15 protein-coding genes are annotated in these 17,047 nt (G+C 63.1%); 5 read left to right on the forward strand and 10 right to left on the reverse strand.

Annotated features, from left to right (window positions below; translation table 11 throughout):
• Positions 1 to 96: 96 nt before the first annotated feature.
• From CSQ93_RS05045 to CSQ93_RS05055, 3 genes are read right to left on the reverse strand one after another with little or no spacing between them, the layout of a single operon-like run.
• Positions 97 to 1,068 (reverse strand): FecR family protein, encoded by a 972-nt coding sequence (locus CSQ93_RS05045; protein ID WP_099377034.1) that lies wholly within the window; start codon positions 1,066 to 1,068, stop codon positions 97 to 99.
• Between the two features lie 8 nt (positions 1,069 to 1,076).
• Positions 1,077 to 1,652: an RNA polymerase sigma factor gene (locus tag CSQ93_RS05050; protein ID WP_099377035.1), complete on the reverse strand. Its 576-nt coding sequence runs from the start codon at positions 1,650 to 1,652 to the stop codon at positions 1,077 to 1,079.
• Positions 1,649 to 2,374: a hypothetical protein gene (locus CSQ93_RS05055; RefSeq protein WP_158301122.1), complete on the reverse strand. Its 726-nt coding sequence runs from the start codon at positions 2,372 to 2,374 to the stop codon at positions 1,649 to 1,651. The genes CSQ93_RS05050 and CSQ93_RS05055 overlap by 4 nt, the downstream gene beginning before the upstream one ends.
• Positions 2,375 to 2,583: 209 nt before the next feature.
• On the opposite strand from CSQ93_RS05055, the gene CSQ93_RS05060 reads away from it, so the two are divergent.
• The 5 genes from CSQ93_RS05060 (at position 2,584) to CSQ93_RS05080 (ending at position 6,732) form a co-directional block, all read left to right on the forward strand.
• Positions 2,584 to 3,600: a M14 family zinc carboxypeptidase gene (locus tag CSQ93_RS05060; RefSeq protein WP_099377037.1), complete on the forward strand. Its 1,017-nt coding sequence runs from the start codon at positions 2,584 to 2,586 to the stop codon at positions 3,598 to 3,600.
• Complete coding sequence (locus tag CSQ93_RS05065; RefSeq protein ID WP_099377038.1) at positions 3,597 to 4,403, forward strand: alpha/beta fold hydrolase; 807 nt, start codon at positions 3,597 to 3,599, stop codon at positions 4,401 to 4,403. Before CSQ93_RS05060 ends, CSQ93_RS05065 begins: the two co-directional genes overlap by 4 nt.
• Positions 4,394 to 5,431 carry a serine hydrolase domain-containing protein gene (locus CSQ93_RS05070; protein WP_199534258.1) on the forward strand — a complete coding sequence of 346 codons (1,038 nt, stop codon included), beginning with the start codon at positions 4,394 to 4,396 and terminating at the stop codon, positions 5,429 to 5,431. The genes CSQ93_RS05065 and CSQ93_RS05070 overlap by 10 nt, the downstream gene beginning before the upstream one ends.
• A gap of 88 nt (positions 5,432 to 5,519) precedes the next feature.
• Positions 5,520 to 6,443 (forward strand): EAL domain-containing protein, encoded by a 924-nt coding sequence (locus CSQ93_RS05075; protein ID WP_099377039.1) that lies wholly within the window; start codon positions 5,520 to 5,522, stop codon positions 6,441 to 6,443.
• Between the two features lie 10 nt (positions 6,444 to 6,453).
• Positions 6,454 to 6,732, forward strand: coding sequence for a hypothetical protein (locus tag CSQ93_RS05080; RefSeq protein ID WP_158301123.1), 279 nt, complete (start codon positions 6,454 to 6,456; stop codon positions 6,730 to 6,732).
• Positions 6,733 to 6,796: 64 nt separating this feature from the next.
• On the opposite strand, the gene CSQ93_RS05085 is transcribed toward CSQ93_RS05080, so the two are convergent.
• The 7 genes from CSQ93_RS05085 to CSQ93_RS05115 all read right to left on the reverse strand — a co-directional run bounded on the left by CSQ93_RS05085 (position 6,797) and on the right by CSQ93_RS05115 (position 16,914).
• Positions 6,797 to 7,948 (reverse strand): fimbrial protein, encoded by a 1,152-nt coding sequence (locus tag CSQ93_RS05085; RefSeq protein WP_099377041.1) that lies wholly within the window; start codon positions 7,946 to 7,948, stop codon positions 6,797 to 6,799.
• Complete coding sequence (locus CSQ93_RS05090; protein ID WP_199534259.1) at positions 7,945 to 10,779, reverse strand: fimbria/pilus outer membrane usher protein; 2,835 nt, start codon at positions 10,777 to 10,779, stop codon at positions 7,945 to 7,947. The genes CSQ93_RS05085 and CSQ93_RS05090 overlap by 4 nt, the downstream gene beginning before the upstream one ends.
• A 124-nt stretch (positions 10,780 to 10,903) precedes the next feature.
• Positions 10,904 to 11,668: a fimbrial biogenesis chaperone gene (locus tag CSQ93_RS05095; protein ID WP_099377043.1), complete on the reverse strand. Its 765-nt coding sequence runs from the start codon at positions 11,666 to 11,668 to the stop codon at positions 10,904 to 10,906.
• 72 nt (positions 11,669 to 11,740) lie between these two features.
• A complete protein-coding gene (locus CSQ93_RS05100) occupies positions 11,741 to 12,295 on the reverse strand; it encodes a fimbrial protein (protein ID WP_099377044.1) in 555 nt (184 codons plus the stop codon).
• A gap of 304 nt (positions 12,296 to 12,599) precedes the next feature.
• Complete coding sequence (locus CSQ93_RS05105; protein WP_158301124.1) at positions 12,600 to 13,844, reverse strand: MFS transporter; 1,245 nt, start codon at positions 13,842 to 13,844, stop codon at positions 12,600 to 12,602.
• Positions 13,845 to 13,864: 20 nt separating this feature from the next.
• Positions 13,865 to 16,243, reverse strand: a complete 2,379-nt coding sequence (locus CSQ93_RS05110; protein WP_099377046.1) for an ATP-binding protein — start codon at positions 16,241 to 16,243, stop codon at positions 13,865 to 13,867.
• Positions 16,240 to 16,914, reverse strand: a complete 675-nt coding sequence (locus CSQ93_RS05115; RefSeq protein ID WP_199534260.1) for a response regulator transcription factor — start codon at positions 16,912 to 16,914, stop codon at positions 16,240 to 16,242. The genes CSQ93_RS05110 and CSQ93_RS05115 overlap by 4 nt, the downstream gene beginning before the upstream one ends.
• Between the last annotated feature and the right edge of the window lie 133 nt (positions 16,915 to 17,047).

Below are 17,047 nucleotides of genomic sequence, written 5' to 3' on the forward strand. Positions count from 1 at the left end.
CCTCCATGACGTAGCTCAATGGCGGAAGGGATAATGTTTTTTGAAAAATATTTTTAAATATTTTTCAAAATAAGCCTGCCAAAGGAAAACACGGGATCAGCTGAACAGGACAATGCCGCCTGGCAAGCTCGTCATTTGCGCGCCGTACAGGTCGCGTATCATCGCCAGCGCGCCATCGGTTTGCCCGATAGAAAAACGCATGCGCACGAGGCGGCGGCCCAGCTCGGCATTGCGCAGCACCACCCGGCCGGGCCGGTAGCGGTTGATTTCATCGACGACATCGGCCAGCGGTTTGCCGACAAACGACAGCGCGCCCGTGCGCCACGCGCTGGCCTCTTCCACCGGCGCGGCCGTGGCCGCCTGCACGCCCCGCTCGTCGTAGACCAGTTGCTGTCCCGCATCGAGGGTTTGGCGGCGCTGTTGCCACGCCACCTCCACGGCGCCCGCCAGGCAAGTGACGCACACGGCATCGTCCGTGTAGCGCACATTGAAGCGGGCCGACTGCGCCAATAAACGCCCCGCGCCCGCCAGCACCGACACGGGCTGGCGCGCGCCGCTGGCAAGGATTTCCGCCTCGCCGCCCAGCAGTTCGATGGACTCGGGCGCCCGCACATTGATGCGCGTCTGCGTATTCATCTGCATCGTCATCTGTTGCGACAAGACCACTTGCCGCTGCTCGCCCGTGCCCGTGCGATAGTCGGCGGCGAATTCCTGCAGCGACGGCCAGGCGCCCAAGGGCGGACGCAAGGCCAGCACGGCCACGCCGGCCGCCAGCGCGCCGCCCAGGAAAGCACGGCGTCCGGGGCGCGCCGGGAACACCAGCACGTTCGCTCCCTGCGGCGCGGCGGCGCGGGTCAAGGCGGGATCGAGCGCCTGCCACACTTGTTGAAGCTCGCGCCAGGCGCGCGCATGGTCGGGGCTGCGCGCGCACCAGGCGCGCAAGGCGTCGGCGTCGGCCTGCGTAAAATCGTCGGCACGCAGCCGCGCCCACCAGGCAGCGGCTTCCCGGCCGATGGCCGTGTCGGTATGTTCAAAAACGTCGCGTGGATCGCGGTCAGGAGCAGTCATGGGATTCATCAATATTTACGGCGGCCCGACACATCGCTGCGCTGTGCGGCATCGGCATCGGCCATGCACGTTTTACAGTGTTGCATGGCGGCCTGCAATTCTTTCTTCACCATCGCCACGGAAATGCCGAAGCGCTCGGCGATGTCCGCATTGAGCATGCCGTCGATGCGCGCCGCCGTCAGGATGGCACGGCGGCGCGGCGACAGACCCGCCAGCGCAGAGTCGAGCGCCTGCACGTCGAGCCGCGCCGAGACGATGCGCGCCGGATCGCTGATGTCGTCGCCGGCCTCGTCGGCCATGTGCATCAGCTCTTCGCGTTCGCGCTCCGTGACGATGATGCGGTCGCGCCGGTACGCGTCGGTGGCGATATTGGCCGCCATGCGCAGCAGATAGGCGTCGGGATTGTGGACGGGCGCGGCGGCCGGGCCAGGCGCCACCATCGCTTCGAGGCGCAGCCAGGTTTCCTGCAGCGCATCGGCCGCATGGTGCTTGCAGCCGACCACGCGCTCCAGGCGCCAGCGCAGCACGGCGTAGCGCGCACTGAGGTGGCGTTTGAGCTTGGTGCGCAGGTCGGGCATGCTCATGGCGCGTTTCTACCCGGCGCGCCAGCGGCGCAATCGACTTCGCTGCCCGGCCCTTGCGGCAGCAGCAGGATGGAGACGGGCTGCGGCATCGACGGCAACGGCGCCGCGCCCACTCGCATGCCCAGCACCACGCGCGCAATGGCCGTATCGCGCGCGCGCAAGCCCGTGCTGTCGAGCAAGTGCACGCGGTCCACCACGCCGGCGCGGTTCAAATACAGCTGCAGCGCCAGCCGGTAGCCGCCGGGACGCGTCTGCGCCGCGCGGCACAGCAGCCCCAGCAGCACGTGCTGCAAGCGACTGACATAGGCCGCATGGTCGCCGCCGCCCTGCGTGGCGCCCGGTATGTCGGCGGCGGCCACGATGTTGACTTGTGGCAAGTCAGCAGCGGCCGGCGCATACACGATGACGGCTTGCGCATCGGACAGGCGCGATTGCAGCCCTGTCCCCTCCAGCAAGGCTTGCAGGGCCGCGCCGGCAGCATACGCGCCGCGCACGGCCGCCGACTGGCGCTGCGCGTAGCGCTGGTCCATCAGCACGGCGATGCCCGTGCGGCGGCTGTACAGGTCGAGCGCGTCGCCGAGGTTTTGCGCGGCGATATCAAACTGCAGCACGGCACCATCGGCCGGCTGCGCCCGCACCGGTCCCACCGCGGCCAGGAACCCCAGCAAAACCAGGTATCCTGCCAGCGCAAGCACATGGACGGATGCCGGGCTGCCTGTCATATCGCTATCGAGTCGCTATCGTGTGAGGGTGAAATCGCGTGGAAACAAGGCATTGCCAAGTAACAATTCTTGCATCAACTGCAATAGCCTACACATAAAAAATGACGGCTTCGTGACATCAGCAGCGTGCGCAAATTTCGCCATGCGGGACGTCGGGCGCGGCGCTTATTTCGGCTACACTGGCTGCTACTCTCCCTTTCAGACGCCTGATGATCGAAAAGAATCTGCCCGAGCTGGTCATGCTGAAGCGCCTCATCGACGAGGGCGGCAGCCACCTGGAAGTGGCCGCGCCCTGCAGCATCGCCATGGATGGGCGCGAGTTTCCCGTGTACACAATTGCACTGGGCAATCCGAGTCCCGACGTGCCCGTGCTGGGCTTTTTCGGCGGCATCCACGGCCTCGAACGCATCGGCACGCAAGTCATCCTGTCTTTCCTGGAAAGCCTGATCGCGCGCCTGCGCTGGGACGCCACCCTGCACCAGCAACTGGAAAGCATGCGCCTCGTGTTCATGCCGCTGGTCAATCCGGGCGGCATGTGGCAAGCCACGCGCTGCAATCCGCGCGGCGTGGACCTGATGCGCAATGCGCCGTTGAGCGCGCGCGAAAAAGTGCCGTTCATGCTCGGCGGACAGCGCTACAGCGCCCGCCTGCCCTGGTACCGCGGTGCGGCAGACGGCCCGATGGAGGTGGAAAGCCAGGCCGTGTGCGACCTCGTCGAGCGCGAACTGCTGTCGCGCCAGTTCAGCATCGCCCTCGATTGCCATTCCGGCTTCGGCTTGCGCGACCGCATCTGGTTTCCCCACGCGCATACCAAGGTGCCCATCGAGCACCTGGCCGAGATCGGCGCACTGGAAGAGCTGTTCAGCCAGAGCTACCCGAACCACAACTATGTGTTCGAGCCGCAAAGCCGGCAATACCGCACGCATGGCGACTTGTGGGACTATCTGTACCTGAACGGCACCAGCTACAGTGGGCGCGTGTTCATGCCGCTGACCCTGGAAATGGGTTCGTGGCTGTGGGTCAAGAAAAACCCGCGCCAGCTGTTCAATCGGGTCAGCATCTTCAACCCCACGGCCGCGCACCGCCTGCAGCGCGTGCTGCGCCGGCATCTGGTCTGGTTCGATTTCCTCATGCGCGCCGCCAGCAGCCACGGCCGCTGGATGCCGGAAGGCTTGCTGCGCAAGGCCCAGCGCCGGCGCGCCCTGGCGCAATGGTACGAGTCATGAGCGGCGCGCACACCTGGGTCCTGCTGCGCGGCCTGATGCGCGAACAGCGCCACTGGGGCAGCTTTCCCGCCACCCTGGCGCGCGCCCTGCCCGGCGCCCACATCGTCACGCCCGACTTGCCCGGCAATGGCACCCGCCACGCGCAGGACAGCGCCACCCGCGTGGCCGCCATGGTGGAAGACTGCCGCCAGCAACTGCAGGCGCGCGGCATTCCCGCGCCGTACCATTTGCTGGCCCTGTCGCTGGGCGGCATGGTGGCCGTCGAATGGAGTCACCGCTACCCGCAGGAAATCGCCCGCTGCGTGCTCGTCAACACCAGCATGCGGCCGTTCAATCCGTTTTACCGGCGCCTGCGCTGGCAGAACTACGGCGCCCTGCTGCGCCAGCTGCTGCTGGGCGATGCAGGCAGCCAGGAAGCGCTGATATTGCGCCTGACGAGCCGTCGCCATGCACATGGCAATCCCGCGCTGCTGGCTGACTGGTTAAGCTACCAGCAGGAATACCCCGTCAGCCGGCGCAACGCGCTGCGCCAGCTGCTGTCGGCCGCCCGCTACCGCGCGCCCGCAAGCCGCCCCACCATGCCCGTGCTGGTGATGGCCGGCGCGCAGGACCGGCTGGTCGACCACCGCTGTTCGCAGCGCCTGGCGCGCGCCTGGCAGGCCGATTGCCTGATCCACCGCGATGCGGGCCACGACCTGCCGCTCGACGAGGGGGAATGGGTGGCGCAATCGGTGGCGCGCTGGCTCGGGGTGGCAGCGGCAGAGGATGACAAGACAAGCACGGCACGATCATCATGCAAATAAGCACCCACACCGACCAACTGACAGCGCTGGTGGAAGCCGGCGTGCACGACCACATTTTCCCAGGCGCGGCCTGGGCCATGGGCACCATTCACCACGGCGTGACGGGCGCGGCCGGGCGACTCACGCCCGATCCCGCCAGCGCAGCGATGCAGGTCGACACCCTGTTCGACATCGCGTCGCTGACCAAGATCATCAGCGTCTGGTCGCTGATGGGCCAGCTGGTGAAGCAGGAACGCCTGGGCCTGGACAACAGGCTGGCCGACGTCTTGCCCGGCACCCAGGGCTATGCACTGGCGCCCGTCACGATTTTCCAGCTGCTGCCCCACACTGCCGGCCTGCCGCTGCGCGCCCGCCTGCGCGCCAGCTATGGTGACGTACGCGACGATATCGTGCGCGGCGTGCTGCACGAGCCGCTGGAAGGCATGCCAGGCCAGGCCGTGGAATACACGGACCGCGCGGCCCTGATCCTCGGCCTGGTCATCGAGCGGCTGCTGGGCCTGCCCCTGGACGTGGCGCTGGCCGAGTACGTGCTGCAACCGCTGGGCATGGCCGCCACGGGATTCGGTCCCGTGGCGCCCCGGCACAGCCAGCTGGTCGCGCCGACCGAATTCTGCGAGCAGGCGGGCGCCCACCTTGCCGGCGTGGTGCATGATTTTTCGGCCCGGCTGCTGGGCGGCGTGTGCGGCATTTCCGGGCTGTTTTCCAACGTGCCGGACCTGCAGCGTTTCCTGCGGGCGATGCTGGTTCCGGACGGCAAGGTGTTCGACGCCGGCTGGGTGCGCGATTCGCTGACGGTGCAGACGGGCGCGCTGCAACCGTCGCGCGGCCTGTTCTGGCACCCGGCGGCGGGCACGGGCCCGCAGGACGACGTCTGGTGCCACCAGGGTTTCACCGGCACGGCCATGTGGCTCAGTCGCCGGCGTGGCCGCTATGCGGTGCTGCTGACGAACAAGCTGTACTACACGCGCGATTCCGACAGGCTCAACGCGCTGCGGCGCGACTTCATGCGCGGCGCATTCGGCCTCTGAAGCTGGGCCGCTTTTCAGAACAGTCCGATGTCGCTTGGCAGTCGAACTTCCTATACTTTCCCCATCTTAAACTGTCGGGAAAATCGCCATGAGCGCTGCCGTGTACGCCCTTCCATCCATCACGATGAGACAGCGCCTGCCGGCGCGCCCCTTCGCCATGCCCGGCAACGGGCTGCAAGAAAGCAGAAAAATCCCGCAAGCGCCCAGGCACCACCCATCTTCCCTGCCCAGCGACGCGGACGTCATTCACGCCATACATTCGGGTGAAGGGCTGCGTGTCGTCTACCAGCCCCAGTATGACTTGCACAGCCGGCGCGTTGTCAGCGCGGAAGCACTGCTGCGCTGGCACCATCCACGTCATGGCAGCGTACCACCGACGGTACTCATTCCCATGGTCAACCGGCTCGGCCTGCATCTGCCGCTGTTCGACCTGGTCGTCAAGGAAGTCATCGCCATGTTGCAGCACTTGCGCCGTCAAGGTGGCGACGTGCCGGTTGCCGTCAACGCCTCGATCGATACCGTGTGCACGCCCGGAATGGCCGATCTGCTTGCCACAAAAATGTGGGATGCCTGCCTGCCAACGCGGCTGCTGAAGGTCGAAGTCACCGAAGACTTGCCAGTCCTCGACGAACTGTGCCTGTCGGCTTGCCTCAACACCCTGCGGGCGAAAGGATTTCCCCTGTCGCTCGACGATTTCGGCGCCGGTTCCGCCACCTTCAACGTCCTGTTCAAGATGCCTTTCGATGAAGTCAAGATCGACGGCGCCTTTATTCGCGACATGGAAACCAATACCCATTCGCACGCCATTGTCGCCACCCTCATTTCACTGGCAAAAGGGCTCAACCTCAAACTGGTGGCCGAAGGCATCGAGAGCGAATCGCTACTGGCGGCCTTGCTGGGCATCGGCTGCCATATCGGCCAGGGCTACGCGCTGGCACGCCCGATGGAGCGCGAGGACTTTATTCAACATCAGCTTGCAAGACTGCCTGCAATGGCAATGAAGGCAACGTAACATGACCAATATGACCGAATTACCAGCGCATGCCTTGATCACCGAGACCAGGGGTGGCGAGGCAGCCGTCCACACGCACGATAGCGCGGCACTGGTCGAACGCCTGCTCGCCTACATGGGGTTGCGCAATGACGCCTGCCTGGCGCGCGAGCTGGGCGTGCCGCCGTTCGCGATCAGCAAGCTGAGAAAAGGAAGCACCGCAGTCGATACCGACATGCTGATACGCATGCACGAGACATCGGGTCTGTCCATCGGCGAACTACGGGCACTCTCGCGTCCCCGGCACTGACCGCTCATCACGCAAAACGGCGCGCCATCACTGGCGCGCCGTTTTGCATGGGAGCTTGCACGTGCTATTGATACGTCAGTGTGTAAGTGGCCACCGCATTGGCCGGGCCGGTCGTCACCGTGCCCATCGTCGTTTTCAGATAACGCGCGCCCAGGGAGATGTCGAGCAAGCGGGTGCCTGCACCGAGCACGTTGCTCAACTTGACATCCTTCGACAGGGGCCAGGGCGCGCCTGCACTGTCGAGCAATTGCACGCCCACGCCAGTGGCCACCCCCCTTTCCGTCGTCAGGCTCAGCACGCCCCTGGCCGCATCGATTGCCGGGGCGGCAGGATCTATCCGCACGCTGACGCTATTCGGCAGAAAAGTGGGGGCTCTGACAACCCCATTTTCAGACGACACCGGCGCCGTCGTGGAGGTGATGCTGAGATTGCCGGGAAACCCCGGGCAGTCGGCCAGACCGAGCACAAAGCCGACCGTCGGCGTGGACGCGCCTGCCGCCCCCGTCAGGGCAGATACCTTCCTGCTGCCCAGCGCCACCTTGACGTCGGGCGTATGGCACGTGGTGCTGACCACGCTGATGCTGCCTGTCAAGCTAACTGAACTGACATTGAACTCCGTGCCGCCGCCACCCACGGTCACAAAATAGGATAGTCTGCCCAAGTCGCTGGCCCGTATGATTCCCGTCCCCACCGGTCCCGTCTTTATGAGCATGAAGGCGGTAGTGGGGACTAACTTGGGGAGCGGGAGGGTGCGGCACGCTCCCGGCGGCTCACCTAAGCCGCTGCCACAGCCGTTGGGCACTGTGGGGACACTATTATCTACATTCCCGTCAGCCATCCACAAGCTGTTGGTGTACCAGGCAACGCCAATGCCAGGCACCGCTGTTGCATAGACTTTGCCGGCGTATGCCTGGTTTCCGCTGAAGTTGGCATTCGCGCCAACACCCTGCATACGGAATGACAGCTGTATCACAGCGTTTGCGACATCGCATTGCAGCTGCAGGCCATTGGCAGCCTGCCTAATATACTGAAAGTACAGCATGGTGCCATTCGGCACGTCACGCGGCACGGCAAGGCTGCCCAGCTGCAGCGCCATCGTGCCCGTAAAACCCAGGTTTCCATTGATGGCGAAACAGTTCGGCCCAGCCTGGGCCAGTTGCGGCGCTGCGCACAGCAGCAACCCGGCCATCAGGCCAGCCATTGTACGAATTTTCATGGTTTTCTCTTTTGCGTGATTCTCATGCCGGTGTCTTCCTTCTGGATACCTGCGGCGGCCAGTTGCGAGCCCTGGCGTGGCGCGCGCGCCACCAGCGACGCGGCCGGCACTTGCAGATCGAGGCGCTGGACGGCAGCCTCATGGCGCCAGCTGGCGCCGCGGATCGACGCCAGTACCTGCTGGCACGGCAGCAGCAACTGCTCTTTGGACAGCTGCACGCCATACTCCTGCAAATCCACCGTACTCATGCAGGGCGAAGGACGTTGTTCTCCGGCCACCGGCATGAAGGCCACGTCGCGCCTTTCCATGCGCTGCCCGTTGAGGAAGATGTCGACCGGATATGTACCGCTGAGCAGCTCGACACGGCGTTCCTCGGCGGGCGCCACCTTTGCATTGATCAATTCCGGCACGCACACGGCATCAACTTGCTGCAGCTTGCCGCCCTCGCCTTGCATGACAGATGCGGGAATGGCCAAGGTACAACGTTCATGCGCCCTTCCGCCCCAGGAAATCGATAACTGCCGGGTGCTTTCCTGCAGGCGTGCATACAGCTGGCCACCCTGCCCCACCACGCCCACCGGCAAGCCTTGCTCATCTTTCACGGTGGCACCGAAGGTCAACGCCTCGCCGTTCGCCAAGCTCACGTTGAATAGTATTGCGCGCCCCGTGCTGGTGCCATACTTCAAAAACACGACAGCGCCATCGCGCGGTGCCACCTGCTGACTCGTTTCGCTCAGCTCGACATCCATCGACGTGCCCTGCGGATCAATCGCCACTTCGTTCAATTCATACGGACGCAAATAGGGCAGGACCGCATTGCCGCTGGCGTCGAGCCTGAGGCCGGGATAGCCGGCCACCTTGGCGCCGGCGGCACCAGGCGCATGCACGACGGCCATGGTTTCGCCACGCAGCGGCGTCAGGGTCACACCACCAGGATGGGCCACCACACTGCCGCTCATGCTGACCGAGGCACTGCTATAGCCGGTGCCGCGCCCCACGCTGGCGCCAAGCATCGCCTGCGCCCCGGTATACTGACCGTTGAGGCTGCTGCTACTGGTACTGCCATTGCGGCTCACTGATGCGCCATAGCCAAATTGCCGTTCTTCTCCCGCGCTGCCGCTCAGCGTTGCCAACTGGCTGTAGCGACCATCCGTGTCGCGCGATACCTGTGCCGACATTTGCGGACTGTACAGACTGTCATTGCCGCCCAGCGGCATGCTCAAGGTCAGTTGTATCCTGCTTTCCATGCCGCCATAAGATACCTTGCTGCGATTGGCATTGATGCCGTAGCTCACGCGCCCCACCTGCTTGTTGTAGCTGAGCTGGTATTGCAAGTCCTGGCCAGGCCGGTTCCAGTAATTCTGTGCATAACCACTGATGCTGACCTGGCCCCACGCACCCAGGTGCTGGTCGGCGGTCAAGGACACGCGGTTGCGGGGCCTATACTGCATATTGGAATCGTGACCATTGCGTTCGGCGTCGAGTATTTGGGCCGCATTGGCAAAATCCAGATAGCCGCTGGTGGAAAAACGGTAAGCAGCCATCGAGAAATTACTGCCGGTGCTCAAGACATTCTTGCTGTACGACAAGCGCAGACTTTGGCCCTTGGCCGTGTCCGCGGCAAGTTTCGTCTGCGCATGACTCAGATCCATGGAAAAGGCACCTATCGGTGATGCAAAGGCCACGCCGCCGAGCAGGGACAAATAGTCCTCACTGGCCTGCAAGCCACCGTAACCGGTCAGGCTATTATTCAAACCATACTGCAAAGTGCCCTGCAGGACGCGCGCCTGCTTACTCAAGAAATTATTGCGCGTTACGCCAGCCGCCGCGCTGAAGCGCAGCGAACCCGGACGCAGCAACTGGCTGACGGCCGCATACGGCACGATAAAACGCTGTTCGCTACCATCCGCTTCGGACACCGTCACGCTCAAGTCGCCGCCGTAACCCGTGGCATACATGTCGTCGATGACAAAAGCGCCTGGCGCCACCGTCGTTTCAAGCAAGAGATTGCCCGCCTGGCGTATGCTCACGCGAGCGTTGGTGCGGGCAATGCCGCGCACCACGGGCGCATAGCCGCGCAAGGAATTGGGCAACATGCGGTCATCGCTGGCCAGTTGCGCACCCCGGAAGGATAAGGTATCGAAAATCTCCCCGCTGGTATTCGCATCGCCCAGTGTCAGCTGGCTTTTCAACGCCGTCATGTCGCGCCGCGCATAGGTATCGAGCACCTGGTAACGACTGCCTCCCTGCTGCTGCCAGCTGAGTGCGCCATTATGGCGAAAACGCCAGCCACCCATATTGAAGCCGCCGTTGAGGCCCAGATAGGCGGAGTCGAATGAAGTACCGCCACTCTTGTTGTGATAGCTGTTAAAGTTGTAACCCAACATGCCCGAAGTGACACCGCTATCCCATAGCTCGGGGCTGACATAACCGCGCGCATTGCGCCGCAGCGACGCCTGGGGAATGCTGATATCGACTTGCTGACTCTCCGGCACGAACCTGGCCGTCGCATTCTCGATCAGCTTGCCTAGCTCGGTACAATTGTCCGCTTCCAGCAAGGCCATCGCTTCCGGCGACAGGCGCGTCAGGTCGACACCGAGCAATTCCAGCAGCTTGCGCGATACGCACACCACGGGATGGCTGCCATCGTCATTGGCGTGAATCTGGATATCCTGGCGGTTTTTCAACTGGCCATTGAGGGAAATATCGGCACGGTAAGTACCTGGCAACACCGGGTTACCTTTTTGATAGGCTGCGAGATCCAAGTTGCGCGAGCCTTCCGGCAGGAACGCACTGTTGAAATCGACCTCGTCGGCATGCGCAGCTGGCATGACCAAGGCACATGAACTGAACGCCACCGCCTTGAGCATGCTGCCAACGAGCGCATTGACGCCCGGATTAGGCCTTGCTTGCGGATAATAACGGACATGGCGATGAGTATTCATGATTCAAACCTCAAGGAACGGGCCGGCCGGCCGGCGCCGCAAGGGTGCGCCGCACCGGCATCGGGACACCATAATCATTGATGGCGTTAAACTCCACCTGCGCACCTGCGGCAGGCAAGGCCTTCAGGGAGGGCAGCGCAAATTGTTTGGTCTCGCCTGGCGCCACCATGCCGCCATCACTCTCACTGCGTTCGGCGCCAGCCACCAGCGACAGCGACGCCACCGACACGTGAAAGGCGGACGGGTTATATGCTTCCAGGGTAAAGCCCTTGCCACTGCTGGCATGAACGGCACGCCATTGCACTTGTTCGATCGCGTCGACAGGATTGCCAGCCAGGCCCTCGGGGCGATAAAAAATCTTGATGCGCGAGCGGAACGCCATCTGCAGGGAATTCACATCGGCGTCTTGCGACTTGGGCGGAATCTCCAGCACGTTCAGCCAGAACACCGATTCCTTCGCCGCCGACAAGGCCGGACCGACAAACATCAGGCGCAGGCTCTGCCCCTTGCCCGGATCGATGCGGGCCAGCGGCGGCGTCAGCACAAAAGGAACTTTGGCCGCAGCCGGCGTCGATGCGACATCGCCAGCATCGACCCACGCCTGCACCAGCGCCGGCACTGCGCCATCGTTATTGAGCTTGACCGTGATTTCTTTTTGCTTCGCCGGATAAATCTGCCGCGTGCCCGTGATCACGACGCTGGCCATCGAGGAAGAACAAAACAGCAAGGCCAGGCTGAGCAACAACGAACTTTGCAATGAATGATAAGGGGACATGGAAGACCTCAGGATGTAGATCGGAAGCGCGTCCCGCCTATGCGGCGAGGACGTGCTTCCCTGGCGAGTGGATTATTCGTAAGTGATGGAATAGGTAACGGCACTCTTCACCAGACCGGCACTGGCAATGCCGGTGGAGATGTATTGCACGGCATACGGCAAAATCGTGCTGCCGGCAGCGTCTTTCGTGACCTTGAAGGTATTCGCAACTTGCGAGAAATCACCAGCCTTGATCACCTTACCGTTGCTGGCATCGACCAGTTGCAGCTCCACATTCTTGGCGCCGCCAGCGGTGAGGTCGCTATTGAACAAATTGGAGGTCAGTGGATTAACACCGCCACCGGATTCGAAAAATGCGGCAGCCTTGGTGCTGGTGCCTGTGCACGCGCTCAGCGTAATATTAAAACCTGTCTGACCTGCAACGGTGCCAGCCGTTTTCAGCTGGGCAGCCGAGACTTTTGGCAATTGCACGAGCGCGGCGGCAGGGCCAACAACGCCGTTGACAGTAACGGTACAAGTCGAATCGACCAGTTCACCTGCGAAGTTGATCGTGCCATCGGAAGCGAAAGCGGATTGGGTTGCAGCGGCGGCCAGCAGAACGGCGAAGATACGGGCTTGGGATTTCATTGAGACTACTCCTGAAAGATAAAGGTAAATGCGCACCAGTTAATGTAGGAACGCGGCTGTTGAAGCAGATTCGTACTTTACAGAGAGGAGGTAGTTGTCGATATGAGAATGGTCTTAAAAATCCGCGCCACCGGATAAGAAGTGCTTTTGTGGGAAGCCGCAACAACACGCGCAAGATGCCAGCTGCCTGGCGATTTGGCGTTGCGGCGTGAATGGAGCGAATGGGGAGGCAGTGCGGGGATGAAAGCGACGGGGAGCGCCTGCAAGGCGGCGCTTGCAGGCGGGGTGAAAGGCTGCTGGCCGGTCAGCCGGGCAGCACCGCCTTGTCGTCAGACTTCAATATTCTCTGCGCCAGCCAGACCAGCAAGGTGGCCAGCATCAAGGGGCAGACAAGCTGCAACAGCACCAGCGCGGTCCAGCCGAGCCTCTCTTTCAGATGGGTGAAAAGGAGATCCGCGACAGGAATACCCAGGTTGAACGCGACATAGAACAAGCCCGCCGCGCGCATGTTCTGCATGGGCGACACCGATTCGATCAGGGCCGCCAGGATGTTAATATAGAACACGGCGGTCAAGCCAAAACCCAGCAGGAAGACCAGCAGCATGAGGATGTCCACGGGCAAATTCCATCCCAACGAGACCAGGCCGCCGATGGCCGCCGTGAGGGGCAGCGTGATCAGCAGCGTTTTCATGGCGCCATGGCGGTCCCCCAGCCAGCCGCCCAGCGGCGACAGCAAGGTCGCGCTCATGGCAATGCCTATCGCCATCTCCACCGTCTTGATGGGAAATCCCAGTATCTCGCGCATGTACGTGCTATACAGGTAGTCGAAACTGCCCGCGCTCAAAGGCAGGCACACGGCGGCCAGGAACAGCAGCAACGGGCCGCGGGACCAGACCGAACCAACCGGCCCCCTGGCTTCAGGACGGATGAAACGCCGCTCGCCAGAGGCGCTGATCTGCTGGAAAAAATGCCAGATCAGGATATACAGGAGGACAAAGATGAGCATGCCCGCCAGGGCGGGCAACAGGGGCAGTTTCCCCTGCTCATTGATGGCATGCTGAATGGCGCTGAGTTTGTTCGCGACAATATTACTGGCCGCGGTAAGGCAAATCATGAGTCCCACCACCATGGCGCGATGGCGCGGAAAATATGTGGCGCCGATACTGATCCAGGCACAGATATTCATCGTGCATCCTATGCCGCCCAGCAAGCTCCAGCAGCACAGTTCAAATAAGGAGCGGGAAAACAGCCCCATGAGCGCTGCCACCGCCAGCAGCAGGAAACCGCTGAGCAAGGTTTTCTTGCGCGACAGGGTTGCCGGCAGCAATGCCAGCACCAGCCCCGTCAACCCCATGCTGATGTAAAAGATCACGGCCGCTATCGGGAAATTGCCCAGCGTCGCAGGCAGGCCAAGTGGCAGGGGCTGGGATGCCAGCGGCAACGTCGTCGGGTCCATGCCCGACAGTATCAGGAACAGCAAGGTGGTCGGCAACATCAACGCCAGCATCCCCATGGCCTCTTTTTTATTCTTGCTCATCCTGCGCAACATGATGCTCCTTTCGATTGAAATCAATGCTGGCCACGGGTGCGCCAGGCGGCTACCAGCGCCTGCAGGAGCTGGCTGCAGCGCGCATCGGTCAGCGCTGCCGCAGCGCGCAACAGGCTCTCCAGTTCTCCTGCCGGCTGCGCCATCTCCGTCCATTGCATGGCCAGGGCCGCGCCATGCAGGCGATGCGCGGCGCGCAAGGCGGCATCCCGCTCATGCATGGCCATGGCTTGCAGCAACTCGGTCATATCGTTGGCGAACGCCGCGCGCACTTGCGGCATATCAAATACCGCCAGGGTCTCCATCGGCGGCGCGCGTAGCACCAAGGTCACGTCGCACCACAGTTCGACGATATCCTGCAGTTTCGCCAATCGGATCGGCTTGCTCAATATGCCATCCATGCCTGCCTCGAAGCAGCGCTCGGCATGATCCTCGCCCGTCGAGGCGGAAATCGCGATGACCGGGCAGCGCGCCTGTTCCAGGTCCGCTTCGCGCCGGCGCCATTCGGCCGTCAGGCTGTAGCCGTCAATGTCAGGCAAGTCGCAATCCATCAGCACCAGGTCATATTCGCGTAGGCTGAAGCAGGCCAGCGCCCGGGCGCCATTCTCGGCAATGTCCGCATCGCAGCCAAGGCTGGCGAGCTGGGCCCGCAGCACGGCCTGGTTGGCCGGCACATCCTCGATGACCAGGATCGACAGGCGCTGCGCCGCCGCACCGACCACCGGGGCGGGCCGGGCGACGACCACATCAACCGCCGGAGCGGCCCCCGACGCTATTTCCACAGGCAAGGAAATCAGCATGCGCGTTCCCCTGCCCTTCTCGCTGTCGATGGTGATCGTGCCCTGCATCAGGTTCACCAGTTCGCGGCAAATCACCAGGCCCAGGCCGGTGCCGCCCGAGCGCTTGTAGGTGCCCTCCACCTGCACATACGGCCGGAACAGGGTCGCCTGCATGGCGGCGGCTATGCCGATGCCCGTATCTGCAACGGCAATTTCCAGCCGCGCCTGCCCCGGCCCCTCTTCCAGCATGGCAATCTGTATCTCGACGCCGCCTGTCGCCGTAAATTTGATGGCGTTCGACACCAGGTTGTGCAACACCTGCAACAGCCTGGCCTCGTCCAGCATCAGCAGCGGTACCGCCATGGGCACCGCCACATCGAGCGCAATGCCCTTCTCGCGCGCCCGCAGCTGCTGCAGCGCCGCCACATCGTTGGCCAGGGCTGCGATATCGACCGCATCAAGGCTGAGCGTGAGTTGTCCCGCCTCCAGCTTGGAGACGTCGAGCACGTCATCGAGCAGACGCAACAGGATATTCCCGCCGTTGCTGGCCAGGTCGACAAAGTGACGCTGTTCCGCATTCACGGGCGTGGAGCGCAGCAATTCCACGGCGGCCAGCACGGCATTCATGGGCGAACGGATTTCATGGCTCATCACGGCCAGGAACATGGCCGCCCTGCGCTCGTTGCGCAAGGCGCGCCGGTGCGCGCTGTAGGCCTGATACGCCAGGCCCGCCAGGATCAGCAACAAGGCGGCAGCCAGGCCCACATGCTCGCCAAAGTGGTCCGCCGCGAACAGCATGCCCGAGTGATCAACGCCCGGCGCCCCCAGCCAATCCTGGCGCACCAGCCGGATCTGGGCCGGGGTCATCGCGGCCAGCGACTTGTTCACGATCGATTCCAGCAAGGGATCGCTGTCGCGCAGCGCCATGCGCACGTCGGACGTCATGGCCACGGGAAGTTCCGTAAAATGCAGGTCTGCGCCTTCCTCGCGCATTAAACTCGGCAATAATTGTGCCTTGCTGCCGATGGCGACATCGGCGCCGCCCTTCGACAGCAGCGCCAGCGCCTGACGCATGGTGGGGCTGACAACGATGCGCATGCCGTCGTAGCGCTCGCGCAGGAAGGGTCCGAACAGGCCAGCTTCCGCGGCCGGCAGCGCCACGGTCTTGCCATCGAATGCGATGTCATCGGCAACAGGGCCATCCCCTTCGCGCGTGGCGGCGATGGCCGTGGTCGACAGGTACGGCAAGCTGTAGCTGATGCCGGGCACCTGCGGCGGCGTGCCGATGCTGCGCACCGCGGGAAGACAATCAACGCGCCTGTCACGCAGCGAGGCCAGGCCGCTGTCGGTGTCGGCCACGGTGACGATGTCAAAGGTCAGGTTGCTATGCCGCTCAATGACCTTGATGTAATCCGCGCCGATGCCCCCTCCGGTCGCGCCGCGCTGGACGACTTCGAACGGCGGCCGGTTCTGCAGCATGCCCAGTTTCAGCACAGGATGCGCGCGCACCCAGGCTTGCTCGGCGGCGCTGAGCGGATAGACCCTTTCCTGCCCCTGCCCCTGCGCCGCCAGGCAGCAGGCGGCCAGCAGGAAAGCAGCGATGCCGGCTCGCCAGCACCTCATGCTTCCCCTATGGTATGCCTGATCTTGAACAGTTCATTGTTCGACGTCACGCCCAGCTTGCGGAAGGCGGTGGTCTTTTGCGAGCTGATGGTCTTGATGCTGCGCTTGAATTTTTCCGCGATTTCCGTCACCGTCATGCCTGCAAGATAACAGCGGATCACCTCGCGCTCACGCGCCGACAGCGCAGCTCCCAGCAGCAGCGCATCCGCGCCGTCTTCGCCCTCCCGCGCATCGAAGGTGGTGCTCGCTTCCGCCACCCGGTAGGACATCTCGGCGCTCAGGTACACGGCGCCCGAAACCACCTTGCGCAGCGCCTTGACCAGCTCCGCCATTTCCTCGCCCTTGCCGACAAAACCACGGGCGCCGACGCGCAAGGCCAGCGCCACCGTGGCAGGTTCATGATGCGTGGACAACACCAGGATGGGACAATCGAGGAACTTGGCCCGCAGTGCGCGGATCAGCGACACGCCATCGAGTTCGTCCGGACCCAGCGCATAGTCGAGCAAAATCACGTCGGCCGGCGCCGCGAGCATGCCCGCGATCAGGTCGCGGCTGGTACTGTAGGCGCCCACGACGTCGATATCCGGTTCGGCCGCAAAGCGGGCCACGAGACCGTGCCGTACCACGGCGTGATCGTCGAGCAAGGCAATGCGTAAGCGTTTTATCGGCATGGACAAGGACCAGACGCTGTATGAAAAAAGTTGCTTTTGATGAGATTACTCCTATTTTCGCCACGACCGCCATACGACATGCAGTTTATTAACATAGGTGCTCCTGTGCAACAAAAAAGCTTCGATTCCTCCC

Source organism: Janthinobacterium sp. BJB426, from assembly GCF_002735705.1.
GTDB lineage: Bacteria > Pseudomonadota > Gammaproteobacteria > Burkholderiales > Burkholderiaceae_D > Janthinobacterium.

Bases quoted from the DNA above. Each gene is read 5' to 3' on its own strand.
- CSQ93_RS05045 (WP_099377034.1), bottom strand. From the start codon at position 1,068: ATGACTGCTCCTGACCGCGATCCACGCGACGTTTTTGAACATACCGAC.
- CSQ93_RS05050 (WP_099377035.1), bottom strand. From the start codon at position 1,652: ATGAGCATGCCCGACCTGCGCACCAAGCTCAAACGCCACCTCAGTGCG.
- CSQ93_RS05055 (WP_158301122.1), bottom strand. From the start codon at position 2,374: ATGACAGGCAGCCCGGCATCCGTCCATGTGCTTGCGCTGGCAGGATAC.
- CSQ93_RS05060 (WP_099377037.1), top strand. From the start codon at position 2,584: ATGATCGAAAAGAATCTGCCCGAGCTGGTCATGCTGAAGCGCCTCATC.
- CSQ93_RS05065 (WP_099377038.1), top strand. From the start codon at position 3,597: ATGAGCGGCGCGCACACCTGGGTCCTGCTGCGCGGCCTGATGCGCGAA.
- CSQ93_RS05070 (WP_199534258.1), top strand. From the start codon at position 4,394: ATGCAAATAAGCACCCACACCGACCAACTGACAGCGCTGGTGGAAGCC.
- CSQ93_RS05075 (WP_099377039.1), top strand. From the start codon at position 5,520: ATGAGCGCTGCCGTGTACGCCCTTCCATCCATCACGATGAGACAGCGC.
- CSQ93_RS05080 (WP_158301123.1), top strand. From the start codon at position 6,454: ATGACCGAATTACCAGCGCATGCCTTGATCACCGAGACCAGGGGTGGC.
- CSQ93_RS05085 (WP_099377041.1), bottom strand. From the start codon at position 7,948: ATGAAAATTCGTACAATGGCTGGCCTGATGGCCGGGTTGCTGCTGTGC.
- CSQ93_RS05090 (WP_199534259.1), bottom strand. From the start codon at position 10,779: ATGCCAGCTGCGCATGCCGACGAGGTCGATTTCAACAGTGCGTTCCTG.
- CSQ93_RS05095 (WP_099377043.1), bottom strand. From the start codon at position 11,668: ATGTCCCCTTATCATTCATTGCAAAGTTCGTTGTTGCTCAGCCTGGCC.
- CSQ93_RS05100 (WP_099377044.1), bottom strand. From the start codon at position 12,295: ATGAAATCCCAAGCCCGTATCTTCGCCGTTCTGCTGGCCGCCGCTGCA.
- CSQ93_RS05105 (WP_158301124.1), bottom strand. From the start codon at position 13,844: ATGTTGCGCAGGATGAGCAAGAATAAAAAAGAGGCCATGGGGATGCTG.
- CSQ93_RS05110 (WP_099377046.1), bottom strand. From the start codon at position 16,243: ATGAGGTGCTGGCGAGCCGGCATCGCTGCTTTCCTGCTGGCCGCCTGC.
- CSQ93_RS05115 (WP_199534260.1), bottom strand. From the start codon at position 16,914: ATGCCGATAAAACGCTTACGCATTGCCTTGCTCGACGATCACGCCGTG.